Origin of the sequence: Gluconobacter thailandicus F149-1 = NBRC 100600 (assembly GCF_000964465.1) — a bacterium.
GTDB lineage: Bacteria > Pseudomonadota > Alphaproteobacteria > Acetobacterales > Acetobacteraceae > Gluconobacter > Gluconobacter thailandicus.
Map to the genome: position 1 here is coordinate 1 of NZ_BANH01000011.1, position 26,625 is coordinate 26,625.

At 56.7% G+C, this 26,625-nt stretch carries 22 protein-coding genes and 1 pseudogene; 11 read left to right on the forward strand and 12 right to left on the reverse strand.

What is annotated here, in order from left to right; translation table 11 throughout:
* Nucleotides 1–219, forward strand: a 219-nt coding sequence (locus tag B7444_RS16925; RefSeq protein ID WP_206778507.1) for a hypothetical protein, incomplete at its 5' end; no start/stop codon positions are given.
* 96 nt (nucleotides 220–315) lie between these two features.
* A complete protein-coding gene (gene guaD, locus B7444_RS03675; RefSeq protein WP_016737894.1) occupies nucleotides 316–1,626 on the forward strand; it encodes a guanine deaminase in 1,311 nt (436 codons plus the stop codon).
* A 16-nt stretch (nucleotides 1,627–1,642) separates the two neighbouring features.
* On the opposite strand, the gene B7444_RS03680 is transcribed toward guaD, so the two are convergent.
* The 5 genes from B7444_RS03680 to B7444_RS03700 are packed head-to-tail and all read right to left on the reverse strand — an operon-like array spanning nucleotide 1,643 to nucleotide 6,312.
* Nucleotides 1,643–3,088 (reverse strand): nucleobase:cation symporter-2 family protein, encoded by a 1,446-nt coding sequence (locus B7444_RS03680; protein WP_007281805.1) that lies wholly within the window; start codon nucleotides 3,086–3,088, stop codon nucleotides 1,643–1,645.
* A gap of 6 nt (nucleotides 3,089–3,094) precedes the next feature.
* Nucleotides 3,095–3,427: a hydroxyisourate hydrolase gene (gene uraH, locus B7444_RS03685; protein ID WP_007281806.1), complete on the reverse strand. Its 333-nt coding sequence runs from the start codon at nucleotides 3,425–3,427 to the stop codon at nucleotides 3,095–3,097.
* Nucleotides 3,424–3,948 (reverse strand): 2-oxo-4-hydroxy-4-carboxy-5-ureidoimidazoline decarboxylase, encoded by a 525-nt coding sequence (gene uraD, locus B7444_RS03690; RefSeq protein WP_007281807.1) that lies wholly within the window; start codon nucleotides 3,946–3,948, stop codon nucleotides 3,424–3,426. The genes uraH and uraD overlap by 4 nt, the downstream gene beginning before the upstream one ends.
* Complete coding sequence (gene puuE, locus B7444_RS03695) at nucleotides 3,945–4,844, reverse strand: allantoinase PuuE (protein ID WP_007281808.1); 900 nt, start codon at nucleotides 4,842–4,844, stop codon at nucleotides 3,945–3,947. Before puuE ends, uraD begins: the two co-directional genes overlap by 4 nt.
* A gap of 16 nt (nucleotides 4,845–4,860) precedes the next feature.
* On the reverse strand, nucleotides 4,861–6,312 hold the full coding sequence (locus B7444_RS03700; protein WP_007281809.1) for a SidA/IucD/PvdA family monooxygenase: 1,452 nt from the start codon (nucleotides 6,310–6,312) through the stop codon (nucleotides 4,861–4,863).
* Between the two features lie 172 nt (nucleotides 6,313–6,484).
* On the opposite strand from B7444_RS03700, the gene B7444_RS03705 reads away from it, so the two are divergent.
* A complete protein-coding gene (locus B7444_RS03705) occupies nucleotides 6,485–7,393 on the forward strand; it encodes a LysR family transcriptional regulator (protein WP_007281810.1) in 909 nt (302 codons plus the stop codon).
* Between the two features lie 82 nt (nucleotides 7,394–7,475).
* Nucleotides 7,476–7,961 carry a cupin domain-containing protein gene (locus tag B7444_RS03710; RefSeq protein ID WP_007281811.1) on the forward strand — a complete coding sequence of 162 codons (486 nt, stop codon included), beginning with the start codon at nucleotides 7,476–7,478 and terminating at the stop codon, nucleotides 7,959–7,961.
* Nucleotides 7,962–8,029: 68 nt separating this feature from the next.
* Here the strand turns inward: B7444_RS03710 and B7444_RS03715 are convergent, their stop codons facing one another.
* Together B7444_RS03715 and B7444_RS03720 are read right to left on the reverse strand one after the other, a co-directional pair.
* Nucleotides 8,030–10,123: a protein-disulfide reductase DsbD family protein gene (locus B7444_RS03715; protein WP_007281812.1), complete on the reverse strand. Its 2,094-nt coding sequence runs from the start codon at nucleotides 10,121–10,123 to the stop codon at nucleotides 8,030–8,032.
* 151 nt (nucleotides 10,124–10,274) lie between these two features.
* Nucleotides 10,275–11,339, reverse strand: coding sequence for an SDR family oxidoreductase (locus B7444_RS03720; RefSeq protein WP_007281813.1), 1,065 nt, complete (start codon nucleotides 11,337–11,339; stop codon nucleotides 10,275–10,277).
* A gap of 107 nt (nucleotides 11,340–11,446) precedes the next feature.
* On the opposite strand from B7444_RS03720, the gene B7444_RS03725 reads away from it, so the two are divergent.
* Together B7444_RS03725 and B7444_RS03730 are read left to right on the forward strand one after the other, a co-directional pair.
* Nucleotides 11,447–11,863 (forward strand): winged helix-turn-helix transcriptional regulator, encoded by a 417-nt coding sequence (locus tag B7444_RS03725; protein ID WP_035729451.1) that lies wholly within the window; start codon nucleotides 11,447–11,449, stop codon nucleotides 11,861–11,863.
* Between the two features lie 222 nt (nucleotides 11,864–12,085).
* Nucleotides 12,086–14,407 carry a mechanosensitive ion channel family protein gene (locus tag B7444_RS03730; protein ID WP_007281815.1) on the forward strand — a complete coding sequence of 774 codons (2,322 nt, stop codon included), beginning with the start codon at nucleotides 12,086–12,088 and terminating at the stop codon, nucleotides 14,405–14,407.
* Nucleotides 14,408–14,460: 53 nt separating this feature from the next.
* On the opposite strand, the gene B7444_RS03735 is transcribed toward B7444_RS03730, so the two are convergent.
* The 3 genes from B7444_RS03735 to B7444_RS03745 all read right to left on the reverse strand — a co-directional run bounded on the left by B7444_RS03735 (nucleotide 14,461) and on the right by B7444_RS03745 (nucleotide 17,203).
* Nucleotides 14,461–14,802: a hypothetical protein gene (locus tag B7444_RS03735; RefSeq protein ID WP_007281816.1), complete on the reverse strand. Its 342-nt coding sequence runs from the start codon at nucleotides 14,800–14,802 to the stop codon at nucleotides 14,461–14,463.
* Nucleotides 14,803–15,083: 281 nt separating this feature from the next.
* The gene (locus B7444_RS03740) at nucleotides 15,084–16,361 is read right to left on the reverse strand and encodes a YncE family protein (RefSeq protein ID WP_007281818.1); all 1,278 of its coding nucleotides are present in this window, start codon (nucleotides 16,359–16,361) and stop codon (nucleotides 15,084–15,086) included.
* Nucleotides 16,358–17,203, reverse strand: a complete 846-nt coding sequence (locus B7444_RS03745; protein WP_007281819.1) for a creatininase family protein — start codon at nucleotides 17,201–17,203, stop codon at nucleotides 16,358–16,360. Before B7444_RS03745 ends, B7444_RS03740 begins: the two co-directional genes overlap by 4 nt.
* A 107-nt stretch (nucleotides 17,204–17,310) precedes the next feature.
* On the opposite strand from B7444_RS03745, the gene B7444_RS03750 reads away from it, so the two are divergent.
* Together B7444_RS03750 and B7444_RS16580 are read left to right on the forward strand one after the other, a co-directional pair.
* Entirely contained in the window at nucleotides 17,311–17,814 is a 504-nt protein-coding gene (locus B7444_RS03750) for a DUF2721 domain-containing protein (RefSeq protein ID WP_015073021.1), read from the forward strand.
* A 278-nt stretch (nucleotides 17,815–18,092) separates the two neighbouring features.
* A complete protein-coding gene (locus B7444_RS16580; RefSeq protein ID WP_016737900.1) occupies nucleotides 18,093–18,233 on the forward strand; it encodes a hypothetical protein in 141 nt (46 codons plus the stop codon).
* 33 nt (nucleotides 18,234–18,266) lie between these two features.
* On the opposite strand, the pseudogene B7444_RS03755 reads toward B7444_RS16580, so the two are convergent.
* Nucleotides 18,267–19,410, reverse strand: a pseudogene (locus tag B7444_RS03755) (multidrug effflux MFS transporter).
* A gap of 247 nt (nucleotides 19,411–19,657) precedes the next feature.
* On the reverse strand, nucleotides 19,658–20,674 hold the full coding sequence (gene pstS / locus B7444_RS03765) for a phosphate ABC transporter substrate-binding protein PstS (protein WP_007281825.1): 1,017 nt from the start codon (nucleotides 20,672–20,674) through the stop codon (nucleotides 19,658–19,660).
* A 326-nt stretch (nucleotides 20,675–21,000) separates the two neighbouring features.
* Between pstS and B7444_RS03770 the strand changes: the two genes are divergently transcribed.
* The 3 genes from B7444_RS03770 to B7444_RS03780 all read left to right on the forward strand — a co-directional run bounded on the left by B7444_RS03770 (nucleotide 21,001) and on the right by B7444_RS03780 (nucleotide 26,615).
* Nucleotides 21,001–22,692, forward strand: coding sequence for an OprO/OprP family phosphate-selective porin (locus tag B7444_RS03770; RefSeq protein WP_007281826.1), 1,692 nt, complete (start codon nucleotides 21,001–21,003; stop codon nucleotides 22,690–22,692).
* A 273-nt stretch (nucleotides 22,693–22,965) separates the two neighbouring features.
* Nucleotides 22,966–24,612, forward strand: a complete 1,647-nt coding sequence (locus B7444_RS03775; protein ID WP_007281827.1) for a porin — start codon at nucleotides 22,966–22,968, stop codon at nucleotides 24,610–24,612.
* Between the two features lie 122 nt (nucleotides 24,613–24,734).
* The gene (locus tag B7444_RS03780; protein ID WP_048855116.1) at nucleotides 24,735–26,615 is read left to right on the forward strand and encodes an AsmA family protein; all 1,881 of its coding nucleotides are present in this window, start codon (nucleotides 24,735–24,737) and stop codon (nucleotides 26,613–26,615) included.
* The last annotated feature ends 10 nt before the right edge of the window (nucleotides 26,616–26,625 follow it).

Here is a 26,625-nt window from a genome sequence, read left to right on the forward strand (position 1 = left end):
GTCACATCAGACATCAGTAACGCCGTCTCCAAATCTCATCAAACATTCCACAGAAACAAGCCCGTTTTTCTTGTTACGGCCTTTAAAACCCGTACAGTTTCGATAACTAAAAAAGTATTGTCAAATCTAAATGGAAGACGAGCCGATCAGGATTTGTTCGTTCAAGCCGGAATACGAAAAATTTTAGCGAATATCCGGAAATATCTTTGCGGTGACTAAAATATGCGCTCACCACATCCAGATCATTTAACAAAGCCGCTCTGCTTCCGCACAATCGTTTCCTGATCTGAAATGCTGTGCGATAGGAGAAGCATCATGACCGATCACACTGCCATCCGCGGCCCCTTCCTGACCTTCCACGCAGACCCCTTCACAGTTGATCCCATGGAGGCTGTCACGTACCAGCCCGATGGTCTGATCCTGTGCAGGAACGGCATCATCACCGCTGCTGGCGCTTGGGACGATCTGAAAAGTCAGATCCCGGATGGCATCACTGTCGATCATTATCCTGATCATCTGATCTGTGCTGGAATGGTAGACACACACGTTCATTACCCGCAGCTTCCCGTCATTGCCTCTTATGGCGAGCAGCTTCTCGAATGGCTGGAAACCTACGTCTTCCCGGCTGAAGCCCGCTATACTGACATCACCTATGCCCGCCAGATCGCCCGAACCTTTTTGAAGGAACTGCTCCGAGCCGGAACGACGACCGCAGCCGTTTACTGCACGGTTCATCCGGAATCCGTTGATGCATTCTTTGAGGAATCCGAACGTCTCAACACCTGTATGATTGCTGGAAAAGTCCTGATGGACCGAAATGCCCCGGCCAACCTGCGGGATACAGCCCAGTCAGGCTATGACCAGTCGGCCGCCCTGATCGAGCGCTGGCACGGTCGCGGTCGTCAGCTCTATGCCATCACGCCCCGCTTTGCACCCACCAGCACCCCCGAACAGCTTGATCTGGCCGGTTCACTTCTGGCCACACGGTCCGACCTCTTCATGCAAACCCACCTGCTTGAAAACCAGTCCGAAATCGAATGGGTCAAGGAACTCTTCCCAAACCGCAATTCCTATCTGGACGTGTACGATAAAGCTGGCCTGCTGCGCCCCCGCGCCATTCTGGCGCACGGTGTGCACGCACAGGAAGAAGACTTCCAGCGCTGCCATGATACCGGCTGTTCAATCGCTCATTGCCCCGGCTCCAATCAGTTCCTCGGCAGCGGCTCTTTCCCGCTATTTAATGCCCTGAAACCAGAACGCCGCGTCAAAATCGGCATTGGAAGTGATGTTGGGGCAGGCCCATCCCTCTCGCTGCTTCAGGTTCTGTCAGACGGCTACAAGGTCGCACAGGGGTTAGGAACAAAACTCCATCCTGCACAGGGCCTTTGGCTGGCCACAGCCGGGGGCGCGCAATCTCTCGGGCTTGAGCACCAGATTGGGACCATCAAGCCCGGCCTGCACGCCGACCTCTGCGTGTTTGACCCCTCAGCCACGCCCTTGGGGAAAATTCGCACCCAAACGGCGGAAAGCCTGTCCGATATTCTGTTTGCCTTGACCATGCTGGGTGACGACCGAAGCGTTCAGGCGACCTATGTCGCGGGACGGAAGCTACATAGCCGGGACTGAAATCCCGGCTGATGTCCTATCCAAACCCCCGTTGTCGCTCAGTTTCTTCGCTTTTCCGCGCCTCAACGGGCAATCCCATAAGAATACGCTCATCCGGCAGGTCTGCCGGCACAATCTCAGCATCCGGATCAACAGCCAAAGTGCGGCGCACATTGAACAGCAGATGCAGAAAGATCGCGGACAGAGCCCCGAGCGTAATGCCGCTTCCAAACACGATCTGCGCCCAAGCCGGGAACGTATCCGAAATATGAGGCTGTGCCGTCGCCAGCATCCCCAGACCAATGCTGGTCCCCACAATGATGACGTTACTCTGACGGTTGAAATCCACCCGCGTCAGGGTCTGCACCCCAACTACTGCCACCGTCGCGAACATCGCCAATGCTGCCCCACCCAGAACGGGTGATGGAACAGCCGCAACAATCGCCCCGAGCTTTGGCAGACACCCCAGCAGCATCATGATCACAGCCGCGGCAGCCACAACCCAGCGGCTTTTCACACCCGTCATCCGGACCAGACCAACGTTTTCCGCAAAGCAGGTATAGGGAAAGGAATTGAAGACCCCACCCAGCAGCGTAGCAATGCCATCCGCACGCAACGTCCGCGCGATATCCTCACGGGTAATGGTTTTCCCGACGATTTCACCAGTCGCATAAACGTTGCCGATCGTCTCAACCATCGTGATGACCATAACGATCACCATGGAAAGGATCGGCACCACATGAAAAACCGGCGTCCCGAAGAAAAACGGCCGCGTGACGGACACCAGCGGCGCAGACGCCACGCCCCCGAAGCGGGCATCGCCCAATAGCCAGGCCGCCAGTGTTCCCACGCACAGCCCAATCAACACGGCAATCGTGGCAATGAACCCGCGAAACAGGCGCTGCACGATCACAATGCTCGCCAGTGTTCCCAACCCGTAACACAGGCTCCGCAGCGGAACGCGGTCCTGCACCATGCCGGGCCCATGACCAGACACGATATCATTGGCAGCCACCGGCAAAAGCGCCAGCCCAATCACCAGAATGATCGACCCCGTCACGACAGGTGGGAAAAACCGAACCAGCTTCGCAAAATAGGGTGCGATGAGCAGACTGACGATCCCGGCAACAATCACCGATCCATAGATCGACAAAAGCCCCGGCGTTCCACCACCAACAGCCGACCCAATCGCAATCATCGGGCCAACGGCCGTAAACGTCACACCTTGCAGAAGCGGCAGCCGTACACCCACCGGCCCGAAGCCCACAGCCTGCAACAGGGATGCGATCCCGCAGGTGAACAGGTCAGCATCAATCAGATGGATCAGCGTCTCCTGTGGCAAGTGCAAAGCCCCTGCCACCAGGATCGGAACAATCACTGCTGCGGAATAGAACGCCAGGATATGCTGAAAACCATAAGCCCCCAGACGCCAGAGCGGGAGCTTCTCATCAACCGGATGAATCGCAGAAGTATCAGACGCCATCAGGTCTCAGCTTCCACGATATGTGGAATATCCATAAGGCGCAGCGAGCAGCGGAACATGCGCATGCGTACCCTCACCCAGACCAAACACAATCGGCACAACATCCAGAAAAGGCGGATCAGACAGCACATGCCCTCCCGCCCGGAAATAGGCACCAATCTCGAACTCCAGACGATAAGTACCACGCTCCAGCGGGATCTCCCGCAAGGCAGGACACCGTCCGTCATGGTCCGTCACGCCTTCGAAAAGAACAGCATCTTCCTGAAAAAGCCGGAAAGACACCCCAGCCGCCGGACGGCCCGACACCGTATCCAGAATATGCGTGGATAATGAGCTCATGATGTCACCAGATCTTTCAGTCTCAGCCCTGCAATCGCATCGATCTGCGACAGAGCCTCTTTCAGTTCCGCCTCAGGCGTCCCGCTCAGACGACGTTCCATTTCATCCATGATAACCGTCTTGGCCACCTGCCCCGGTGCTGCCACTTTACGCACGCAGATGACAAACGGCATGGAAAAAGCCTTTCCATAAGCCGCATTCAACGTCTTAAATCGCTCATATTCCGCAGGCGTGAGGCGATCCAACCCAGCAGACGCCTGCTCGGACGCAGACTCCGCAGTCAGGTCTGGATCGATCCCCGCACGATGACCCAATTCAGGGTGCGCCCGAACCAGTGCCAACTGAGCCTCCTCGCCCGCATTCCGCACAACGTCAGAAAACGTCGCAAGCATGACACCCACATCCGCAAATGGCCGCGCTGCCAGAGCCCCCTCAGCTATCCAGGGCGAATGTTCGTAAAGTCCGCCAAACGTCTGGACGAAAACATCCGGCGTCATGGCATTTACATCAGAAATCTTCATGCGGGGTGCACACTCATCCAGTGCCGGGCAATATCAAGCCGGGACGCGACCCAGACATCCTCATGGGACGCCACATGCTCCAGAAAACGCTGAAGCGCCAGCGCACGCGCAGGCTTGCCAGCTAGACGGCAATGCAGCCCGATAGACATCATACGCCCCCCTTCCGCATACAGCATGTCAAACGCATCCCGCAGATACTGGAAGAACTGCTCGCCCTCAGTAAAGCCATTGAGCGCTGCGAACTTCATGTCATTGGCATCAAGTGTGTAAGGTACGATCAACTGCGGCTTGCCATGGGAGCGATCGTAATACGGGAGATCATCCGCATAAGAATCGGCATCATAAACAAAGCCGCCTTCTTCCACGACCAGACGGGCCGTATTCGGGCTGGTCCGGCCCTGATACCACCCCAGCGGGCGCTCCCCGACTACTTCCGTATGAAGCGCAATCGCCTCTCGGATATGCTCGCGCTCCACGTCTTCCGGAAAATCCTGATAATCAATCCAGCGCAAACCGTGCGTGGCAATTTCCCAGCCGCTTTCCTGCATGGCAGCTACGGCATCCGGATTACGCGCCAGAGCCTTGGCCACACCAAACACGGTTGTGGTCATGCCAGCCTTTTCAAACAGGCGCTGCAAACGCCAGAACCCAGCGCGACTGCCGTACTCATAAAGGCTTTCCATCTGCGCACAGCGCGCACCAATGATGGACTTCGTCCCGACCATTTCAGATAGGAAAGCCTCCGATCCCGCATCTCCATGCAGAACCGAATTTTCCGCGCCTTCTTCATAGTTGATGACGAACTGAACCGCGATCCGCGCACCATTTGGCCATTTCGGATCAGGTGGCGTTCGGCCATAGCCGATCATGTCACGGGGATAAGTCTTCGTGCTCATCTGTGCTGCCTCCCCCTCAAACCGTTGGCGGATCAAGGCTGATCAGTTCTTCCGTGTCATAGGACAGCAGGCTTTCCAGATGCTTCTCGCCGTCTTCCACGAAAAGATCACGCGCAATACCGCGCGTCAGCTTCTCGACACCGAAGCGCATCCCACTGATGGATGCCCCTGAAAGACCCATGCTGGGCATTGATGCAAACGTGAAATTGTAGATTGCCGCCAGCATCGGCGCTTTCGGATCGGACGGATCTTTCGGCAGGAACTGGAAACGCTGCCCCAGATATGGATGGCTGGACAGCAGCGTGCTTTCCTCCCCCTCCGGTGGAGCGAAATGATCGCTCCATAGCATCACGGAATCCGCAAAATCCTGCGTTTCCGGACGGTGCTTCAGATCAATAGAGAAACCTGTTCCGATAATGAGGAAGTCAAAGCGCATCTCACCATTGGGCGTTTCGACCACCACCTCGTCACCATCCATCCGCGCAGACGTCCAGAGCGTACCGGGATGGAAAGCGAAGTTCTCATGCTTGCGGCAGCGCCAGAACGTATCCTGTGGCGGCGGCTGGTTCAGATTGTAGATGCAACGCATGAAGCGCCAGCGAGTCAGATCCGGAAGCTCCGAGAAATGCGCAAGGAAGCCCGCATTTTCCATCCAGCGATACGGATTGATGGCTGGAATCTTCGTGCGACGCAGACACAGATCCACACGCCCCACACCGGATTCCAGTGCCGTCGCAGCATTATCAAAAGCAGACGCACCAGCACCCAAGACGCCGATCCGCTTACCCTTCAGAGCGTCGAAATCAATATTCTCATGCGTATGGGCATAAACCGACTTCGGAAGGTTCTCCGAAATGAATGGGGGAACGAACCAGGCTCCGCCACCATCAATTCCCGTAGCCAGAACCATCCGGCGCGCCCAACGCTTTGTCTCGACACCAGCAGCATTCCGGAACGTCAGACGCAGAAGCCCGCCCGTCCACTCCACATGAACGAGTTCCTGATCGTTGACGACCGGCAGTTCGAGCGTGTCACGCACCCAGTCCAGATAAGACTGCCAGTCGTGCCGCGAGATCTTGTCGAGCGACTGCCAGGCTGCCTTGCCATAGCGGGCTTCATACCAGGACTGCGGCGTCAGATTCGGAATTCCCAGATCCGGCCCCGTCACATGCTTTGGCGTCCGCAACGTGATCATCCGGGCGAACGTGACCCACGGGCCTTCTCCACCCTTTGCAGCGCGCTCAAAAATTTGCGTATTCGTCACGCCCTGACGACGCAGCCCGAAACAGGCCGTCAGACCACCCTGTCCGCCGCCAATAATGGCAACATCCAGAACATCCTCACCCTCTTTCTGAACCGGAATATTCCAGTTCCCGGTCGCATACCTGATCTTCGCAAGATCCTCATGAACCTGCGCCGAAAGGGTGGCCAGGCCGTCAGTCGGGGAAGGAGAACGTGTCATGAGCATCTTATCCTAAAGAACAGGCACAGGATCGTGGTCTTCCATAAGAAATGACCAGAGTTTCTTCCTGTGTCAAAATGACAGGGTTCACCTGCCTCTCTGAAGTGTTTCATAGAGGGGTATTCTCGTATATCTCAGAAAAACGTCCCTACCGTTCTCGAAAAAAGAGCGTATCTCCATGCCGGCTTTCTCACGCTTCCTCCGTTACTTCCTGTCCGTTGCCCAGTACGGCTCGATCCGGAAGGCCTCCGAACATCTCCGGATCGCGGCATCGGCCATCGACCGGCAGATCCTTCACGGTGAGGACGCTCTCGGCACCCCACTCTTCGAGCGCCTCCCCAGCGGCTTGCGCCTGACAGCCGCCGGGGAGCTTCTCTATACAAACGGCAAGCAGTGGATGCGGGAGATGCAGGAAGTCCGCACACAGCTTGAAGACATGCGCGGACTAAGACGCGGGCAGGTCGATATCGCCCTGCCAGATGCCCTGACCACCGGCTTCCTCCCCCGCATCCTGAAAGACCTTCGCAAAAGTCATCCTGGCATCACCATCTGCACACACGTTCTGGATAATGCCGTTATCCAGCAAGCACTCATCAGTGGAGAAGTGGACTTCGCGCTCCTCCTCAACCCCACACAGGCCCGTGGCCTGCTAGTAAGAACCCATATCGATTATCCGCTCGGCTTCATCTGCCTGCCCGATCACCCGGTAGCCCAGCAGAAAAGCGCAAGATTCAGCATCTGTGCAGAATACCCAATGGTCATGCCGCAGCAGCCGCTCGCTCTGCAAAGACAGATCGAAATTCTGGAAATCGACAGCAACGTCAGCGTTCAGCCTGTCGCCTCGTCCGACAACATCCAGATGATCAAGTCTCTGGTGCTGGAAGGTGTGGGCTTGGGCATTCTCAGCATGCTGGATGTCATGAAGGAAGTGACAAGCGGAGAACTGGCGTTCGTTCCCATTTCCAACCGAGATGTCTCACCTCTGACGCTGGCCCTGTGCGTCGATCAGGCCCGTCAGCTTTCCGGCGCCGCACGGCTGGTCATTGCCGAAGTCGAAAAAACCTTTTTGGCGCCCCTGGAAACATAACACCTCATCCAAGTGCTGAACGGCAGGTCGGCCTCCGCGTTAAGTGCGACAGGCACACGCCAGCATACATGAGGAACAGACAATGTTTTCCTTCAGGACACTCTCTGCCGCAGCTTTGATCTGCACTCTGGCAGGAGGCTCCGCCCTCGCTCAGACGGGCAACGACGTTCGCATTATTCCGGGCGCCGACACTATAGCCTGGCAGCCAGCACCGCCCATGTTCCCGAGCGGAACACGCATGTCTTTCCTGTATGGCTCCGCTGACAAGGCCGGACCATTCACCCTACGCGTCATGATGCCGGCCGGATCTGTCATCCCGCCCCATACCCACAATATGGACGAAATGCTGACCGTTCTGGGCGGCAGCATCCATCACTATATCGGCCCAACCATCACAACCGACCAAGACAAGGTTCTGGCGGCAGGCGGCTTCGTCCATTTACCACCCAATGTCCCACACGCACTTAAAGCCGGAACCCAGGGTGCCATCGTACAGGTGTCTGGCACTGGCCCGTTCACCATGACCTACGTCAATCCGCAGGATGACCCCCGCCACACCAATCGCTGAAACATAAAAAAAGCCCTGCCTCCCCAAGGAAGCAGGGCTTTTCCACATTCCGGGCTGAAACAGAAAAATCAGTGCCCGATAATATCCAGAACCATTCCTGGTGTCAGGATCTGAGGAAGCACCACTTCCGTGCCATGCTTTGGCGGATAATAGACATACAGTGGCACGCCATCCCGCCCATGGTCCTTCAGGTAGGCTGAAATACCGGCATCCCGGTTCGTCCAGTCGCCCTTGAGATAGGCCACATGCCGCTCGGAAAACGCCTGACGAACGGAAGCAACATCCAGCGCAACACGCTCGTTTACCATACAGGTGATGCACCAGGACGCGGTCATATCCACAAAGGCAGGTTTTCCTTCAGCACGCAGGTCGGCAAGCGCCTTGTCCGAAAACGGCTGGATAAGATTATCCGCAGAGGTCATTGTCGTCGAAGCAGCAGAAACCGGCTCGCCTAGACTCCGCGCCAGAAAACCACCGCAGAAGGCCATGCACAGCACAGCAACAACACGGCAGAACAGAACTGTTCCGCGGCCACCTTCACGCATCGCGCGATGCTGTCCCATTCCATAAATCCAGGCGGCAAAGCCCAGCAGAACCAGCCCGCCTCCAGCTACGACAACGAAATTCGTGCCACGCTCAATTGTCGCAACCCACAGAAGCCAAACACAGGTTGCCAGCAGCGGGAAGGCGAGTGCCTGCTTCAGAACACCCATCCAGGCCCCAGGCTTCGGCATCCGGGACGCAAGCCCCGGAACGCTCGCCACAAGAACATAAGGCGCAGCCAACCCAAGCCCCATCGACAGGAACACAAGAAGCCCCATCAGAGGTGGTCCACCCAAAGCGCCCGCAATGGCAACGCCCATGAAAGGCGCGGTGCAAGGCGTAGCAACAATCACAGCTAAAAGGCCCGTCAGCATATCACCCGCATGCCCGGCGCCATGAGGATGCAACTGCGCCAGACGCCCCGCACTGATTTCAAAAACTCCCAACAGGTTCAGCGCCATGCCAAACAGCAACCAGCAGACACCCACCACGAATCCGGCCGACTGGAACTGGAAGCCCCACCCAGCGGCAGACCCCGCAATACGCAGCCCGATCATCACGATCCCAAGAGCCGCAAACGCCCCCGTTACGCCCAGCGTGTAAAAGAAAGCGCTCTGAAAATGCACACTGCGCCCCACTCCGCCCATTCTGGCCAGAGACAGAGCCTTCATGGCCAGGACTGGGAAAACACAAGGCATGAGGTTCAGAATGAGACCGCCAACAAAAGCAAAAGCCAGCACCCGTATCCAGCCAGCCCCTGTCGGAATGGCATCTGCGGAAACATGGGCGGGTAAAGCCGCCGGCACAGTCGCCGCTGCTGCCACAGTCTGGTCTGCCGAAATTTCGATCGGACTTTCCTGTCCAGCCTCATCTTTCAGAACAACCAACCCTTGAAGCGGATGATCGCGATGCGCTGTCTTCAGAAATTTCAACTGCAATGACAGACGTTCGTCCTTCACCTTGAAAGACTGGGACGCAACCTGATCGATCATTCCCCCCTCGGCGGGCAGGAACCACGCATCCGAAACTGCCGCTGACGACAGACCTTTGCCCTCCAGCGTCAAAAGCCCTTCAGCTGAGACCTGGGCCTTGAATGGAGAAGGAATTGGCATCTTCGCATCAACAGCCTGAAACAGACCGGCCTGTGCGCCCGCAGGAGCTGCACCTTCTGCTGCAGGCAGATTCAATGTGAAGTCACCGCTTTCGGGAATGCAGACTTCCGCACAGACAAGCCACTCAGCATGAGCACGAAGCGTCGTCGGCCCCGTCCCCTGCAGGGCCATATCGGCAGGCAACAACACATCCCCGACATAAGCGTAGGACATAAGGCCGCCCTCGCTCAAACGCACAGGCATGGGCCAGTGAATTGTGGATGTCTTGCCCGTCGCATTGCCCTGCGCCGTCACATCCAATGTCGGCGTGTCACCTGCGTCGCCGGGATTAACCCAGTATGTGTGCCATCCGGGCTTAAGCTGAAGTCTCAGCCCAACCCGCAGCTTCTGGTCCGGCCCAACGGCATCCCTGTCCGTGACCAGCGTGGCCGTGTCATTGGCAGAAGCCACCGCCGGGCTTTCTGCCGCAAAAGACGACCCACCGGCCCCCAGACCACATATCCCCACCGCTAGCAGGGCCAACAGACTTAATACGCGACGCAAGGCAGTCCCATTCCCTCAGGATAAAACAGGACAGCCTGCATAACACTCTGTGTCAGAGAAAACAGCGCCTTTTCGCAAAACAGGACTAATTAAATCCTGTTTTGCGCTTATCCCCTCAGGGAATCAGTTTCTCAGCCCGCAAACGCTCGAACAGATCGAGGAACGAGTCTGGTGTGTATTGCCATCCGTCGAAGCCAGCCAGACGGCTCTTGGACAGATCCGTCACACACTCAACAGGGCGTCCCAGATCAGCATCCGTGTGCCAAGCGGAGGCCAGTCTTTCGATCTGGCTTTCAACCAATCCGTATTTGGTACTGATCTGTTTCCAAAGATCTCCATCCTGAGACAGGATCCCTTCAAGCGGCGTCTCATGCCCAGGATAAGGAGCAGCTTCCAGCCCGAACCAGGCCGCCAGACGCGGCCAGAGCCATTTCCAACGGAAGACATCGCCATTGACGACATTGAACGCCTCATTACGGCCACCATCAGACGTCGAAGCCCAAAGCAGCTGTCGCGCCAACTGACGTGCATCTGTCAGATCCGTCAGGCTGTTCCACTGAACATCTGAGCCTGGGAAGACAAACGGACGCCCCGTTTCACGGCAAATCGTCGCATAAACAGCCAAGGTGCTCCCCATGTTCATCGCATTCCCCACCGCATATCCGATAATGGTATGGGGACGATGCACACTCCAGGAGAAGCCATACTTTTCTGCGGCGGCATACAGCTCGTCTTCCTGATCATAATAGAAATTGGCCAGCGGAAGACGTGGCATTTCTTCACGGAAAGGCGTCTGAGGGGGCTCACCGGAAGCATAAGCCTCAAAGGGGCCAAGATAGTGCTTCATTCCGGTTGTAAGCACGGCGTGTTCCAGTTTTTCCGGTTCAGGAAGGGCCTCGAACACGTTTCGAACCATCGCTGAATTGACGCGGCAGTTCTCTTCTTCTGTCTCCTGCCTGAGCCAGGAGCAGAAAAACACATGCGTAGGCGTCAAAGCCTTCAGAGCAGATTTCAGGTTTTGCAGATCCAGCAGATCTGCCGCAATCGGCAGAACACCCGCCATGTCATGACGCGGGCGACGGGCCAGCCCATAAACCGTCCAGCCTTCTGCAACGAGGCGGGCGGCCAGATTTTGTCCAACAATACCTGTCGATCCAACAACAAGAGCAATCCGGGACATCAGGGTCTCCTCTCCGGAAAAGTGGTTCGCCCTTCATTTGACCGCTTGGCGAACAGACTTCCAGACGGCACCATATTGTGCCCTGGATACCAAAAGGTTCCCATGAAATGACCCGCTCTCTCCCCGCACATTACCGGCAGGCCCCGTTCGCCGAAGACTGTGTTCCCCGTAGAATCCTGAGACTTTTCAGCGGGAAATGGACCACGATGATCCTCCACACGCTGCATCTTCTTGGCGGCTCTTCCCGCCCCGGGCAGCTTCAGCGCAGCATTCCCGGTCTTTCAAAAAAAATGATGACCCAGACACTACGTGAACTTGAAGAGAAAGGCCTCATCGACCGACAGATCCATCAGATCATGCCCCCCAATGTGGAATACAGCCTGACACCACTCGGGAAAGTCTTTGTAGAGCCCATCGAGCAGCTTTACCTCTGGGGGATCGATCATGCCGATGCACTCGAAGCTCTTGAAGCAAACGAGCAGTTGGCTGCCACAACAACGGATCCAATGGAAGCGGCAGAATAGGGCATCACGTCTTGGACAGAAGACCTCATCCTGTGGCACTCCTGCTGAAAATGGCGCGTGCAGACACGGCACTCCCGCCTCCCTTTCCCCGGACCGCTCCGGCTCCACGGCATACAAGGAAATTTCAGAGCGATGTGTTCCCCCTTACGGCCCGCTCCGTCACGGATACTCCCTAGAAAGATCCATCATTCCTTCACGGCTTTCCTGATTTTCCTGACGGCCGTGTTCGCGGCACCTGCTGCCCAGGCGGAGACACCCGCGGCCAAACCCGTGCCACAGACCGCAGTTGCGGCCCCATTGTCTGCACAGGAAGCACAGCAGCTTCTGAATGTTCTGAATGATCCCAAACAGCGTGACGCCTTTACTCACACGCTGTCGCTCATGGCCCGGGGCATCAAGGAAACACCTTCTCCCAAAGCACCGGCTCCCGAGACGAAAGCCCTGCCGGAAGTCTCCCCGGAAATCGGCAACGGCCTGAACAGCGTCCGGACACAGTCTCTGGGCTATGTTCACAACTTCCTCAGCCTCTTCAAAGATCTGGGTCTCGTCGGGCACTGGTTCCGTACGCAGCTCGCCTCCGCTGAAACGCGCGCACCAATCCTGCATGCTTTCGGAATCGCCTTTATCGTTATCGCCTGCGGCCTTGCGGTAGAACGTGGCGTAGCGCTGATGCTCCGAAATCCGCTTCAGGAAACAACCCGTAAGGCACAGGCACAGGAAGCTCGCAACGCCCGCGAACCGATCGAAACCGATGCGGAAATTGCCGCCGCAACCGCGACCAGCACATCCAGCCAGACCCGCGCGGAAGACCAGCGCAGGCAGGTGGAGACACTCCGTTTCCTCGCCCGTATTCCGTATTCCCTGATGCATTTGCTGCTGAAAGCCGTTCCGGTTCTGGCCTTTCTGCTGCTGACAGTACCATCCATCTGGATTCTCCCCATCAGTGACCAAACGGCCAATGTCATTCTCACGCTGGCTTACTGCTATGCAGGTGCCCGGGGCCTTTATCTTCTGGTAGAGACAGGCTTTACACCACGTTCTCCAACCATCCGCCTGCTTCCCGCCAGCAACCCTACGGCTTTCCTGGTGACGCGCTGGTGGAATGTACTGGTTGCAGCGCCCGCCATTGTCATCTGCCTGTCTGAGCTCGGTGCTCAGTTCAACCTGACCCCACGCGGCACGAATGCCATGATCCGTGGTGTGGTTCTGGTCGAACATATTCTGATGGCCGCCTTCATCTGGCGCATCCGGCATATTGTAAGCCGCGCCCTCCAGCCAAGCACCATTGGCAAGAAAACCGGAATATGGACGGCCATCGCAGCCATTACCCGCCTGTGGTGGGTTCCAGCCATGTTCCTGGATATTTCCCTGTGGATCGTGTGGGCTGCCCATCTTCAGGGCGGCTATACATGGATTCTGAAAACTACAGGCACAACCATTGCCGTACTGGTAGCCTCCCGCCTTGGCGCAGTGCTCGCCTATGGCCTTCAGGACCGCTTCTTCCGGGTCAACCCACAGCTTGAAGAGCGCTTTCCCGAGCTCCAGAAACGCGCGGACCGCTACTACCCCGCAGCCCGCACGGTTCTGACCGGCATGATCCTGTTCCTGACACTTGTCGCCATCACGGAAGCATGGGGGCTGCCAACCTTCGGCTTCTTCATCAAGAACGCCCTGGGCCGACGTCTGATGGACACCGTGCTGACGATGCTGATTGCCGTAACTGTGGCTGCGGCCATCTGGGAAGTCGTCAACATTGTCCTGAACCGTCAGCTGACGTCCTTCGAAAACTCAGGCCAGCGTTCACGCGCAACACGTTTGCGGACTGTCCTGCCCATTATCCGCACGGTCCTGCTGGCCATCATCATCATCATCGTTGCCGTCACGACGCTGTCCCAGATCGGGATCAACGTGACCCCACTTCTGACAGGTGCGGGTATCCTGGGTGCCGCCATTGCTTTCGGTTCGCAAAGCCTTGTGAAGGACTTCATCACCGGCTTCTTCATGCTGGTGGAAGACGCTATTCAGGTAGGTGACTGGGTGACAACAGGCGGCGTCTCGGGAACCGTGGAAAACCTCTCCATCCGCACCGTAAAGGTGCGCGATATTACGGGTGATCTGCACATCATCCCGTTCTCGTCCGTGTCGTCGATTGCCAATACCGCGCGTGGCTACAACCAGATCGTCATCAAGCAGCAGCTTGACCTGTCCGAGGACTTACCGCGCGTCTCGGCAATCATGTCCAAAGCCGTCAAGGAAATGCGCTCCGATCCGGTCTTCGGCCCGATGATCCTGTCCGATTATACGGATCTCGGCGTGGATCAGAGCGATAGTGGCGGCGCGACTTTGATCGGAAGCATCCGCACGACGCCCATGATGAAGTGGAAGGTCAAGCGCGAGTTCAACCGCATCGTAACCAACCGTTTTGCGGAAGAAGGCGTCAGATTCTACACACCAACTGCATATACAACGACGCCCCCCGGCAATGCCATGCAGTTCCATGTCGCCAATGACACGGCTCCACAGCCAGCTCCAAAGGCCCCCTGAAATGACTTGAGGCGGAAATGCCGGTTCAGCAGCATTCCGCCTTAAAGACACGCCTAGAAATTCGGAAACAGCGTGATGGAAACCAGTGATATATAAAACATGACCGCCAAAAGAATATGGCACACATACAGCGGCGCAATCAGGTAACCCTTTTTCCGCGCCCAGCTCATGAGAACACCAAACGCCACCACGGCAACCGCCAGCGCGACGTTCAGCATAAGCCCCTGCTCGCCATTGATCAGAGCAACAATCATGAAGATTGATCCGATTAGCGCTGCACCAACATGGATGGGCTTCATGATCCGGAGAGGTCGTCGCCCTTGCAGAACATTAATCCCAAGCCAGGTTCCTGCAATCACTGCGACAGTAAAGCACAATGTTGAAATACCCAGCATAATCAATCCACCTTTTCAGTATGCATCAAGACAATAGCGGATCTGCGATTAAAATGGACGCAAGTGTTCGTGTTCCCAGGTTATTTAACGACTATCTGGATATCGCTCAGACGACCCAGACACTCAGAAAACAGGGAAGACAGTCGGAATACAGCTCCCTTAGGAACGGTACGTCCATTTCTATTTTTAACGAAGAAAGACCTCTGGATGCTGCGTAAAGAAACAGGCTGACAAACCAGAAAAAACAGGGAGGCCAAAACCTCCCTGCAAAAAGCGTCAGATCAACGCAGAATACCTGTGTGACCCACACTGTAACGGCCCGGCTGCGGCCAGACCGTCAGACCATGCGGCTCAGCACCAACCGGAATTTTGCGGACAGCACCGGTATCGGTATCGATCGCATAAACCACATCGTCAAAACGGCCGGACAGCCAGAGCAGCTTCCCGTCAGCGCTGACATTGCCCATGTCCGGGCTACCGCCATCAGGAATCATCCAGGTCTTGATGACCTTGTCCGTCGCAAAGTCGATGATGGACACACCACCCGGACCACCACGCTTGCCATGAATACGGTGGGAACCACGGTTCGCCACATACATCACCTTGCCATCACGGCTCGGGTACAGACCATGCGTGCCAATACCTGTCGGGATGAAGCCGGTTTCCGTAAAGGAATCGCCGTCCACAACAAACACACCGTCAGCCATCATGTCTGCAACGTAGAACTTGTGTCCGTCTGGTGCGGTCAGGATGTCCTGCGGCATTCCACCCTTGGACAGCTTTAGCATCCCGATCATCTTCAGGTTCACGGTGTCGACCTTGGCAACATAACCGCCAAACTCGCAGGTGAAGATCGCGTACTTGCCATCAATGGAGAAGTCAGCGTGATTGACGCCCTTGCACTCCGGCGTCTCCACGGAGCCCTTCAGTTCCATCGTGTGCGGGTCACGGAAATCAAGGCGCTTGTGAGCTTCAGCGACCGTGATGGCGTACTTGCCATCGGGCGTGAAATACATGTTGTACGGATCATCCACAGCCACGTTCGGGCCGGGCTTGGTCGTAGCCGGATCAATCGGCGTCAGCGAACCATCCGGGCGGCCTTCACTGTTATTCGTGACCCACAGCGTGCGCAGATCCCAGGACGGAACAACATGCTGCGGTGAGCGACCGACCGGGTAGGTGTCAACAACCTGAAAGGATGCCGGATCAATGACGGATACGCTGTTTCCGCGCAAATTCGGCACGTACACACGAGCCGGATCATGAGCGATGGCCGGGGAAATGTGAGAAGGCGTGGTCTCACTGTAGATATTGTGAGGGTCGATGACCGGCGGCATGCCCGGGATTGTCTGTACAGCATCTGAAGACGCCTGTGCTGACACAGGAGCAGACGCGGCGGGAGCCGAGACAGGCACCATGGCTGGTGGGGCTGCTGGAGCGGCCGGCGCCGGAGGCACAGGAATCGGTGCATTTGCATCGGCAGGAGCCGTGGTCTGGGCGTGAGCCGCAGAGGCTCCCAGCAGCGTTAATGCTGCCAGAAGGGGTGTCTTGAAATTCATGGATGGCTCCTGTTGAAGGACTGAAGTGCCGTTACAGCGGTGCGTATCTGCATATCCGTGCCGATACGTCCCAGTCCGGGCGTGGCCTGGCGCGGATCACCGCCATAGACGCCATCAGCGGCACCGGGTTTCGGTGCGGTTCTCAACGCATCCTGACGCACCAGAGACGGATCAACCGCCAGCATCAGGGATGTATCGCTCAGTTCCGCATGCATTCCCACTTCCGCCGCATGACCCTGCGCTTTGAGGGTATCGACATACTGGTGGGGTATGACCTCGTAATAATCGCGCAGATCCAGAACAGCCACCTGACCTTTCCAGCGTCTGTTCAGATCCTGCGCGACATGAGACATGGCCGCCTGATAGCCACCATGATCTCCAATAAAGACGATTTTCTGAAAGCCCTGAACCCGAAAGCTCTCGGCAGCTCCCTTCAGAAGCCCCTCGAACACAGCCGGTGGGACGGAAATTGTTCCTGCAAAGCGCATATGAGAGGTACGAGGCTCTGTTGAGCCTTCCGGCACATAAGCCACGACGGGAGCCACAAGGGTATTCCCGGCCTGTCGGGCAATTTCGTCAGCCAGAACCTGCGCACGGACATTATGCTTGCCGACGGCCATGTAAGGCCCGCTCTGCTCCGTTCCGCCTATCGGGATGATGACAGTGTCCGTTCCGGATCGGACAGCGTGATCAATCTCAGTCCAGGTCTGGCACGCAAACTCAACCTGTCGTGCAGTCCCGGAACAGTGAGCAGTCTCCTGAGCAGAGGCAGAAGAGGCAGCGATCATTGCAGACCCAAGCAACGTGCAGACGGGGCGAAACAGACGGGCAATGATCGGCATGTAGTGCGTATCTCTGAAAATGGCTGCTTTTCCCTACTCCATATCAAGGGATGTTTTCCAGAGCATCCCGCCTTTTCGCTGTCGGAAGATACAGTATAAAAAGCCTCATGCCTTTTCCTGTTTCTTATGATCCCGACGCGGTCGACAGTGCCGCCCACCTGATTCAAGTGGCTCTCACGCCCGTTTTCATGCTTTCAGGCATCGGAACATTAATCAACGTCTTCAATACACGTCTGGCACGCGTGGCCGATCATCTCGAAGACGTGCGCAAACGGCTGTCGACTCCTCCCTCGGACACAGAGACGCCAGACCCTTTTTATACGCCCGAACGCTTGGCAGCCCATGAGATCAGACTCCATCGGCGAATCTTCGTTCTGGATGTCGCTATCATGCTGAATGCAATCGGCGGGGCCGCAACTTGCGGGGCCGCGATGGCTCTTTTTGTTGGTTCTCTGCGCGATGCAAGCACATCCACATGGCTGCTAGCCTTTTTTGGCATAGCTCTGGTCTGCACTGTGGGGGCTCTTTCCTTCTTTCTGGCAGATACTTTTCTCAGCTGGCACGGTCTCCGCAGAGACCGGCTCTCTCTTCCGCACCCGAACGCAAAATAAGGCCAGACGCAATTTTATTGCGCAAACAAGGCCCCTACTTGGATTTTGGTGACAAAGAAAACCCAGTTAGGCGGAATAGAACACTTCCCGACCGAGAGCGAAATAATCCTCTTTCAAGAACAACCTGTCCGTTCTCGCCAAATGTGGAAAAGTTCTGGCAGAGGTTCATGCGTCAAACGCAGAGCAGATCCCGCATCTTCATTTGTTGCCTTGAAGGGTACTTCTGGAGTTTCTCCCGTCCCACGCCATCAACGGCAAGTAAAACGGAGATAACTTCCATGACGTCCATGACCCTGATCCACCTGATCGGCCTTCCAACCAGCCTTCTCGCTGAATTTTCGATGATCGCCTTCGTGCCCGTCATCGGCGCTCTGATGATTGCTACGGTTGCTGCTGACCGCGTTTCTTCCAAAGGCTGATTTCCCCAGCCTTTGGTTTTCTCACTCCCGAAATCAGTGACGAACTGAAAGATAGGAGTCCGGATCCAGTCTGCGACGCCAGAGATCACTGACCCAGCAGCCCAGAATTCCGATCAGCATACCCACTGACGTGGACCCGACCCAGTGTGACGGCAGCAGCGCCATCAAAACGCCTGCACCTCCTGCAATGGTCCAGTTCAGTGTCCCAATGAGGGCAGAGGCTGCACCGGCCTGATGTCCGTGGTGTGTCAGGGCCAGAACACCCGCATTTGGCCCAACAAACCCCAGGCATGTCGTCGTGCAGAAGATAAGCCCGCAGAGCGGCCATGGGTTCTGTGGGCCAACGAGCCCGAGAGAACAGACAAGCACGCCAAGCACCGTGAAGGTCAGTACGGCCATCATGCCGTACTCCATGACCCGGGTGAAAAGGAACCTGTGCGCTAGCCGCGCATTGATCTGTGAGCCGATCACGAACCCTACCGCGTTCAGCCCAAAGAACATGGCAAAGAGACGCGGCGAGAAATGCAGTATTCCCTCAAAAAGGGCCGGTGCATTGGAAAGATAGGCAAACATGGTGAACGTACCAAAGCTTGCCACCATTGCGGCTGAACAGAAGAGTGGTTCAGTGATCAGGTCTCTGTAACGAGCAACCACGCCTGTAAAGGGAAGCGCGAAACGCTTTTCAGGCGGAAAAGTATCCGGCAGCAGAAACCAGGTCCCCAGAAACAGGAGGACGCCAAACCCGGCGCCCACCCAGAAAATGAGGCGCCATTCGCCAAGATCCAGCAGGAAGCTGCCGATTGATGGCGCCAGCAAAGGCCCCAGCCCAAAAATCAGCATCAGCTGGGACATCAGCTTAACACCAGCTGTACCGGTCGCCACATCGCGCACCATGGCACGTGGCGCAACGGACGTTGTCGCACCCCCCCATCGCAGCAATGAAACGCAGAACGCAGAAAAGATGGAAATTCGTGACGACAGCCAGCAGGGCCGAAGCAATCACGTAAACCACCAGCCCAAGCAGTAATGGCAACTTGCGGCCATATCGATCGCAGAGCGGCCCAAGCGTGAACTGCCCGATGGCGAGACCCGCCAGCCATGCCGTCAGTGTAAGCTGTGCTGAGCCAGCCCCCTGCCCCAGATCATGCTCCAACATGGGAAATGCTGGCAGATACATATCTGTTGAAACAGGCCCCAGAATAAAAATCAGCCCGATCAGAATTCGGACAACCGGGGAAAGAGTCCCTACAGGGGCAGCAGGCTTGGAGGAAACGGGCAAAATCGCACCATGTCTGGGCAAGGCAAAACAGGAAAGCGGGCTTTCCTCAGATGAAGAAGCCCGCTCCCGCACTCAACGCCTTTTTGCATGACCTGACTATCCCCCAATTGAGAGAAACAGCACGTCAGACAAGGAAAACGGGGGATTACTGACCCCAGCCCGCCAGAACGGCATCCTTCACATTCTGCGGAAGGCCAACATAGTCGAGACGGGTATTATCCGCGTCGCCATGCTGAAAACCCCAGGCAAAAAAGTCACGGACTGCCTTGGCGGTTGTGGCGTCTTTCGGATTGGTCGGAACCAGCACAAATGTCGCCGTGACAATCGGCCAAGCACCTGGACCAGCCGTATCCAGCAGGTTCACGGCATAATGGTCTGCATGGATCCAGTCCGCAGCATTTGCAGCTTCCTCGAAGCTCTTCAGCGTCGGGGAAATAAATGCCCCCGTGTGATTTTTCATCTGGGCAATGTTGAGGTGGTTCTGGGCTGCATAGGAATACTCGACGTATCCAATGCCACCTTCGGTCTGCTTGACCATGGCAGCAACGCCATCGTTTCCACGGGCACCCGAACCGCCCGGCCATGCGACGGACGTACCAGCACCCAGCTTCTGCTTCCACTCAGGAGACACCTGGGACAGATACGACGTGAAAACAAAGCTCGTGCCAGAACCGTCCGCACGATGAACCGGAGCTACGTCCGTTTCCGGGAGCTTCAGCCCCGGATTGAGGGCCTTGATGCGGTCATCATCCCATTCCGTGATTTCACCATCGTACAGCCCGGCGAGGGTAGGCCCATCGAGACGAAGGGTGCCAGGCTCGATGCCCGGAACGTTCACAACGACAACGATACCGCTCATGACCGTCGGAAACTGATACAGATGTTCGGAAGCCAGACGCTCGGCAGCCATCGGCTTGTCAGAAGCGCCAAAATCAACCGTGCGGGCCACAACCTGATCCTGACCGGCGCTGGAACCGACGCTCTGGTAGTTCACATTCACACCGATCTGATGCTTGGCGCCTTCGCCCCATGCTCCATAGATGGGAGCGGCAAAGCTGGAGCCGGCTCCCGTGATTTCCGCAGCCTGTGCGGAAGACAGGGAAGCGGACCCAAGGGCCGTCATTGCGACAAAGCCGAAAAGCGCAAGCTTGCTCTTAATCATGATGATCCCTCATCGGGCATTGAAAAACCGAAGTATGTACTAGACCCAGCCTGCTGCGAGAAACAGTAGCCCCTGCATGATAGTTTCATGACACGCCCCGGGAAGGTCTGTGCAGAAATGCAACACCCTGATCCGAGTTGCATTTTGCCCAGAATCACACCTCCAGATCACCTTCCAGGGAAAAGACACATATTTTCAAATAGATGACATGGTTCGTCATAAAAGAGTCTTTTATCCGTCATCAAACCTTCCCACTCCCCCAGAAACGGAATCGGATACCTCCGCTGTGGACAACCTGCCATTCACGCAAGGGATGCACCGCGGCAATGACCCTCTCTTTCCGAAGAACAACCGCTCTTCTGGCAACTTCAACTCTGATGTCTATCGGCGCTCTTACCGGCCATGCGCATGCCGCCGACCAGATGGAAATCATGGAACGTCAGATCCGCGCCATGCAGGCGCAACTGAACGTCATGAAGAAAGAACACAACGAAGATATCAAACGGGCACGCGCCGTTCTTGCCCGACAGCGTGAAGAGGCAGAAAACAATCCCTACGGACAGCGCAACAGCTATATTGGCTCTCATTCACAGTCCAACGCCCCTCTGATGACCGTTCGAAAAGGAACCGGCGGCCCCGATAGCGGTCGCCCCGCCTCCGATCGTGCAGACATCACCACATGGTCTGATTTTCAGCGTGCCACGGCTCAGGATGAAGAAGTTACGGTTGGCGGCGTGAAGATCGGCTTCCCAAAAGGACGCCCGACCATCCAGTCTTCTGATGGAGCCTATGCCCTCTCCATCGGCCTGGCCTTCCATGAAGACTTTGGCGGGTTCTTCAATTCCGGCCCACGCGCGGGTGAGGCTCGTGGTGCGTTCAACAGCTTCACGTCCAACATGCGCCGCCTGCGTATTCCGTTCATGTTCCGCTACAAGAATTGGGTCGCGGCCGTCACGCCTGACTTCGGCGCGAACCATAACGATGGTTATGTTGGACTATACGAAGGCAACCTGAACTATACGGGCTTCCGCAACACGATCCTGACCGCCGGTTATTTCCAGCCACGCGTGACGGAAGAGGATTCCGAAAGCTCCAACGACTTCTTCACGCTGGAACGTCCCAGCATCACCGACATGGTCCGCAACATCGCTGCTGGCGATGCACGCTTCAGCGTCGGTGGGTTGCACTATGAAAAGCGCTGGTGGGTTGCGGGCTACTTCACAGGCCAGGAATGGGGACACCGCAACGGCTCTGACAACAGCAGCACCTATTACGGCGGCGGTAGCAGCAATACGGTCGACAGCCAGACAGGCGGGACCCTCCGTGTCGCCGGTCGTCCGGTTGCCACGAAGGACTGGGATGTCCACGTTGGCGTGTCAGGGATCTCGGCGTTCCGCGTAGCCTGTAATACCGGGACAAGCACGACATCCTGCTCTCGATCCACATCATTTGGCCAGCGTCCTGAATTCGACATCGGAGAAGCCAACCTTGCTGCTACGGGCAGTATCACAAATGCCGCACAGGTCTGGGCTGCCGGTCCGGAACTGGGTGTGCGCTGGAAGCGCCTGGTCGTGAAGGGTGAATACTACCATGTGGGCGTTCAGCGTTCCGGCGCAGGCCTGAAATCCGCCGGTTTCCAAGGCTGGTATGGCTCAGCCGCCTATACGATCCTCGGCGATCCTCGCATGTACAACTATAAGGAAGGTGCTTTTGGGGCTCCTGGCGTCAAATCTTCCGAAGAGTTTAACCCGGCTCTCAACCAGTGGGGTGCTCTTGAGGTTGTCGGCCACTACAGCGTGATCGACCTCAACAGCAATCTCAATGACCTCAATCCGCACAATGTCATTCGTGGGGGTCAGCAGACCGTCTGGACCGGCGGCCTGAACTGGTACCCCAACCGTCATTTCCGCCTGATGCTGGACTACAGCCGCTTCATCGTGTCCCGCAGCATGCAGGCCACCAACCTGTACGGTCGTACGGGTAATTCCATTGCAGCCCGAATCCAGGCTGGTTTCTAACAACTCCCCGTCTCTATCGGGCGGAAACGGCGCAGGCTGTTTCCGCCTTTTTTGTGTCTGGCAAAGCATCAGGGTGAGGCGAACAGCACACTCTGTTTGAAGCACACCACTCCCCTCAGAAATCGTGTCGCACAATGACACGCACACCATCGCCGTTTGTGGTTAGAGAATAGGTTTCGCTCTTTAATAGAAGCTTCCCGCTTTCTTGAGCGTTTCACCTCCGGCATTTCCCTGTCAGAGTGACTTGACTGTTTCCAGGACGCTTTTCCGCCCATGCCTGCTTTCCTTTCCAGACTGACGCTGTTCGCCACAACGACACTCCTTCTCTCCGGCATACTGGAAGCAGACGCATTTGCCGCAGACCGTCTGGAACTCATGGAAAAGCAGATCCGGGCCATGCAGGCCGAAGTCCAGGAGCTTAAGAAAGAGCGTGCGGCAGAACGCAAACGCACCAGCGCAGCCTTGGCCAGACAACGCGAAGAAACGGAAGCCAATCCCTTCCGGCAGCGGGCCAGTTACCTGCCTCCCGCTCCCCTGAATCCTGTAGTCGCCCCGATTTCCGTTCTTCGCAGAAGTGTAACATCGCAGGACACGCCACCATCCGACCGCGGCATCGTGTCTTCATGGAAAGACTTTCAACAGGCTTCGACACAGGACGAGGAAGTCACGATCGGTGGGATGAAAATCGGATTCCCCAATGGAAGGCCGACCTTCAAGACCGCCGATGGGGCTTATGCCCTCTCCATCGGCCTCGCATTCCAGGAAGATTTTGGAGGCTTTCCAGGCATTTCCCAACGCAACGGGGAAAGCCGGGGCAATTTTAATTCTTTCACATCAAACAGTCGTCGGCTGCGTATTCCTTTCACCTTTCGGTACAAGGACTGGATCGCAAACGTCACACCCGATTTCGGGCATGGAAATTTCGATGGTCAGGTCGGGCTGTATGAAGCGAACATCAACTATGCAGGCCTCCACAATACAGTCCTGACAGTCGGCTACTTCCAGCCGCGTGTCACGGAAGAAGACGCAGAAAGCTCAAACGACTTCCTTCTGCTTGAACGTCCTGCAATCGTTGATCTGGTACGCACAATTGCCGCCAACGATGCCCGCTTCAGCATCGGCGGCATGCATTATGCAGATCGGTGGTGGATTGGCGGATACTTTACCGGGCAAAGCTGGGGTAACCGCGCCGAAAACCAGTATTACCTGCCAATCGGCAAGAACGTGACGGACAGTCAGACAGGCGGAACATTCCGTGTTGCTGGCCGCCCCATCGCAACCAAAGACGTGGACCTGCATGTGGGCGTTTCGTCCATTGCCTCCTTCAAAGTCGCCCAGACAGCAGACGGCCGCAGCTACATCTTTGCCCAGCGCCCTGAAGTCAATATCGGGGAATCCGTCCTGCAAACGACAGGCGCAATCCAGAACGTCACTCAGGTCTGGGCCGCCGGTCCCGAATTTGCCATGCGCTGGAAACGCCTGATGCTCAAGGCCGAGTACTACCGCATCGGGATCGAACGCTCAGGCGGACTCCCTTCCCTCGCCTTTCAGGGCTGGTACAGCGCTCTCGGATACACGATCTTCGGGAATCCGCGCCGCTATAGCATTCAGGAAGGCGGCTTTCTGGCACCGGGCGTGCCAGCAGATGGAGAATTCGATCCAGCCCGCAATCAGTGGGGCGCACTGGAAATCGCTGCCCGCTACAGTGTGGCTGACCTGAACAGCCGCCTCAACCGGGCAGACGGGGTGCGCGGAGGACAGCAGACCGTCTGGGCTACAGGGCTGAACTGGTACCCCAACCGTCATTTCAAATTCATGGTGGACTACAACCACTTCATTGTCAGCCGCAGTACCACAGCCGTCAACCAGAATGGCCGAACGGGCGATGCGCTTGTCGGTCGTGTTCAGGCAGCATTCTGAATACTCACTCTTTTGCAACACCTTAGAGCCACAGCGAATATTTTCCTTTCTGAAACACTCCCTTTCACGGACTCTTCAAGCTATTAAAGCTCATCTTCTCTGATCTTTGGAAAGACCAAATCTTGCTTCGCTGGGTTCTTGGATCACTACTTGCGCTTCTTGTCCTGCTCTGTGCTGCCGTCACAGGCGGATGGTTCTGGATCCAGCACAAGGACTTCGCCACCCTGGCGTCCGCGAAACTTTCCAAGCTGAGCCACAGAGACGTCCATATCAGTCATCTTCATATCCACCCGGGACAGTGGGTGACTGTGGACGGCGAAGACCTGCGTGTCTCCAATATTCCCGGGGGCAGCCGACCCGACATGATGACGGCCGGGTCCGTACACGCCAGACTGCGTCTGATGTCCCTGCTCCACGGCCCCATCAAAACCAGTGACGTTATCGTTGATCATTTCTCGGGCCTGTTTGAACGTACCCCTGACCGCATCCCGAATTGGCGATTTGTGCCTTTTGAGGATCTGAAGCGCCCACATCCCGCCAGAACCACCGAGGAAAAGCCGGATCTTCACAGCTTTCCGGGCCTTCGGAACGTAACCATCAAGAACAGTGACGTCACTTACCGATCCGCCAAGGGCGCATCCTATCAGGTCACGATGACGCAGGTCATCATTCAGTCCAGGGACGACACCTCCCCGGTCAATATGTCTTTCCAGGGAGGCTATAATGGAACCGCCATCAGTCTCGATACGACCATGCAGCCTCTTTCCGTCCTCCGTCATGCGCCAGAGCCTTATGGTGCCAAAGCTCACATCACGTCTGGTGACCTCACCCTCGATTTCGACGGAACACTGACGGACACTCTGAATTTCGATGGCGTCAAAGGCGACGTCGCCCTCTCAACACCGACATCCGCGCCAGTTTTCGCCCTTGCCGGCCTGTCCGGAACGCACCCAACTATACCGCTCTCACTTAAAGGCACATTCAGTCACGCCGGAGACAACTGGCATTTCATCCATGCGAGCGGTGCCCTCAAAGACAGTCAGATAAAAGATGGTACCTTTGACCTTGAGGAAGGCGGAAACGGGAAGCCAGATAACATCACCACCGACCTGACATTCGGTCGTGTTGACCTCAACAGCGTGACGAAAGCCTTGTCATCCGGGAAATCCGCCGGCCCGACCGACATTCCCCTTGTCGCGCCCGACAAGCCGGACCCTGTCCTGCATGTCAAACTGGTTGCGGACGAAGTGCTCTATAACGCCCTGACGTTCTCGAAATTCCGGTTCGACGCCTCCCAGACACCAGGACGCATCAATGTGTCCACCCTGACCCTGGGGTATCTGGGAGCAAGCCTTCAGGCCAATGGCCAGATTGAAGGCAATGGAAACCGGTCCCGCATCAACGCCTCCATTTTCCTCTCCCACGGGGACATCGACCGTCTGCGTCGCACGGCAGGACTGGCACCCGTGCCCATCAAGGGTTCGCTGTCCATCCGTATCATCGCCAAAGCCGCCAATGTCAGCACGCTGAACGAAGCCACACGCAAGGCGGATCTGGTGGCGGCGGTCAGTATGGAGAAAGGCGAGATCGCCAGGGAAATCGTCGAAACGGCCTCCATGGATCTGCGACTGCTGGTCCGTCATGCCAAAGGCACCACGCCCGTCACCTGCATGCTGGGTGTTCTGGACATGCATCAGGGGATCGGAACCATTGCGCCGCTCCGCCTCCGGACGGACGCCGGAATCATTGCAGCAAAAGCGGATGTCGACCTCAACAGGCGTTGGCTGGACCTTGTTTTTGCAAGCCGCCCATTCTCAACCAGCTTCTTTGCCCTCGATATTCCAGTGCGCGTCAGCGGACGGTTCGACAATCCGGATCTCAGTCTGGCCAGATGGTCCAAACGCGGGCGCGGCCTTCTGGCTGATTCCAACGAACTGACCATTCTGCCTCCAGCTCTTCGCGCCTTTGCAGCCTCCAACCCGTGCGCTCGTCCGACGAAGTGAAGAGCCCTGT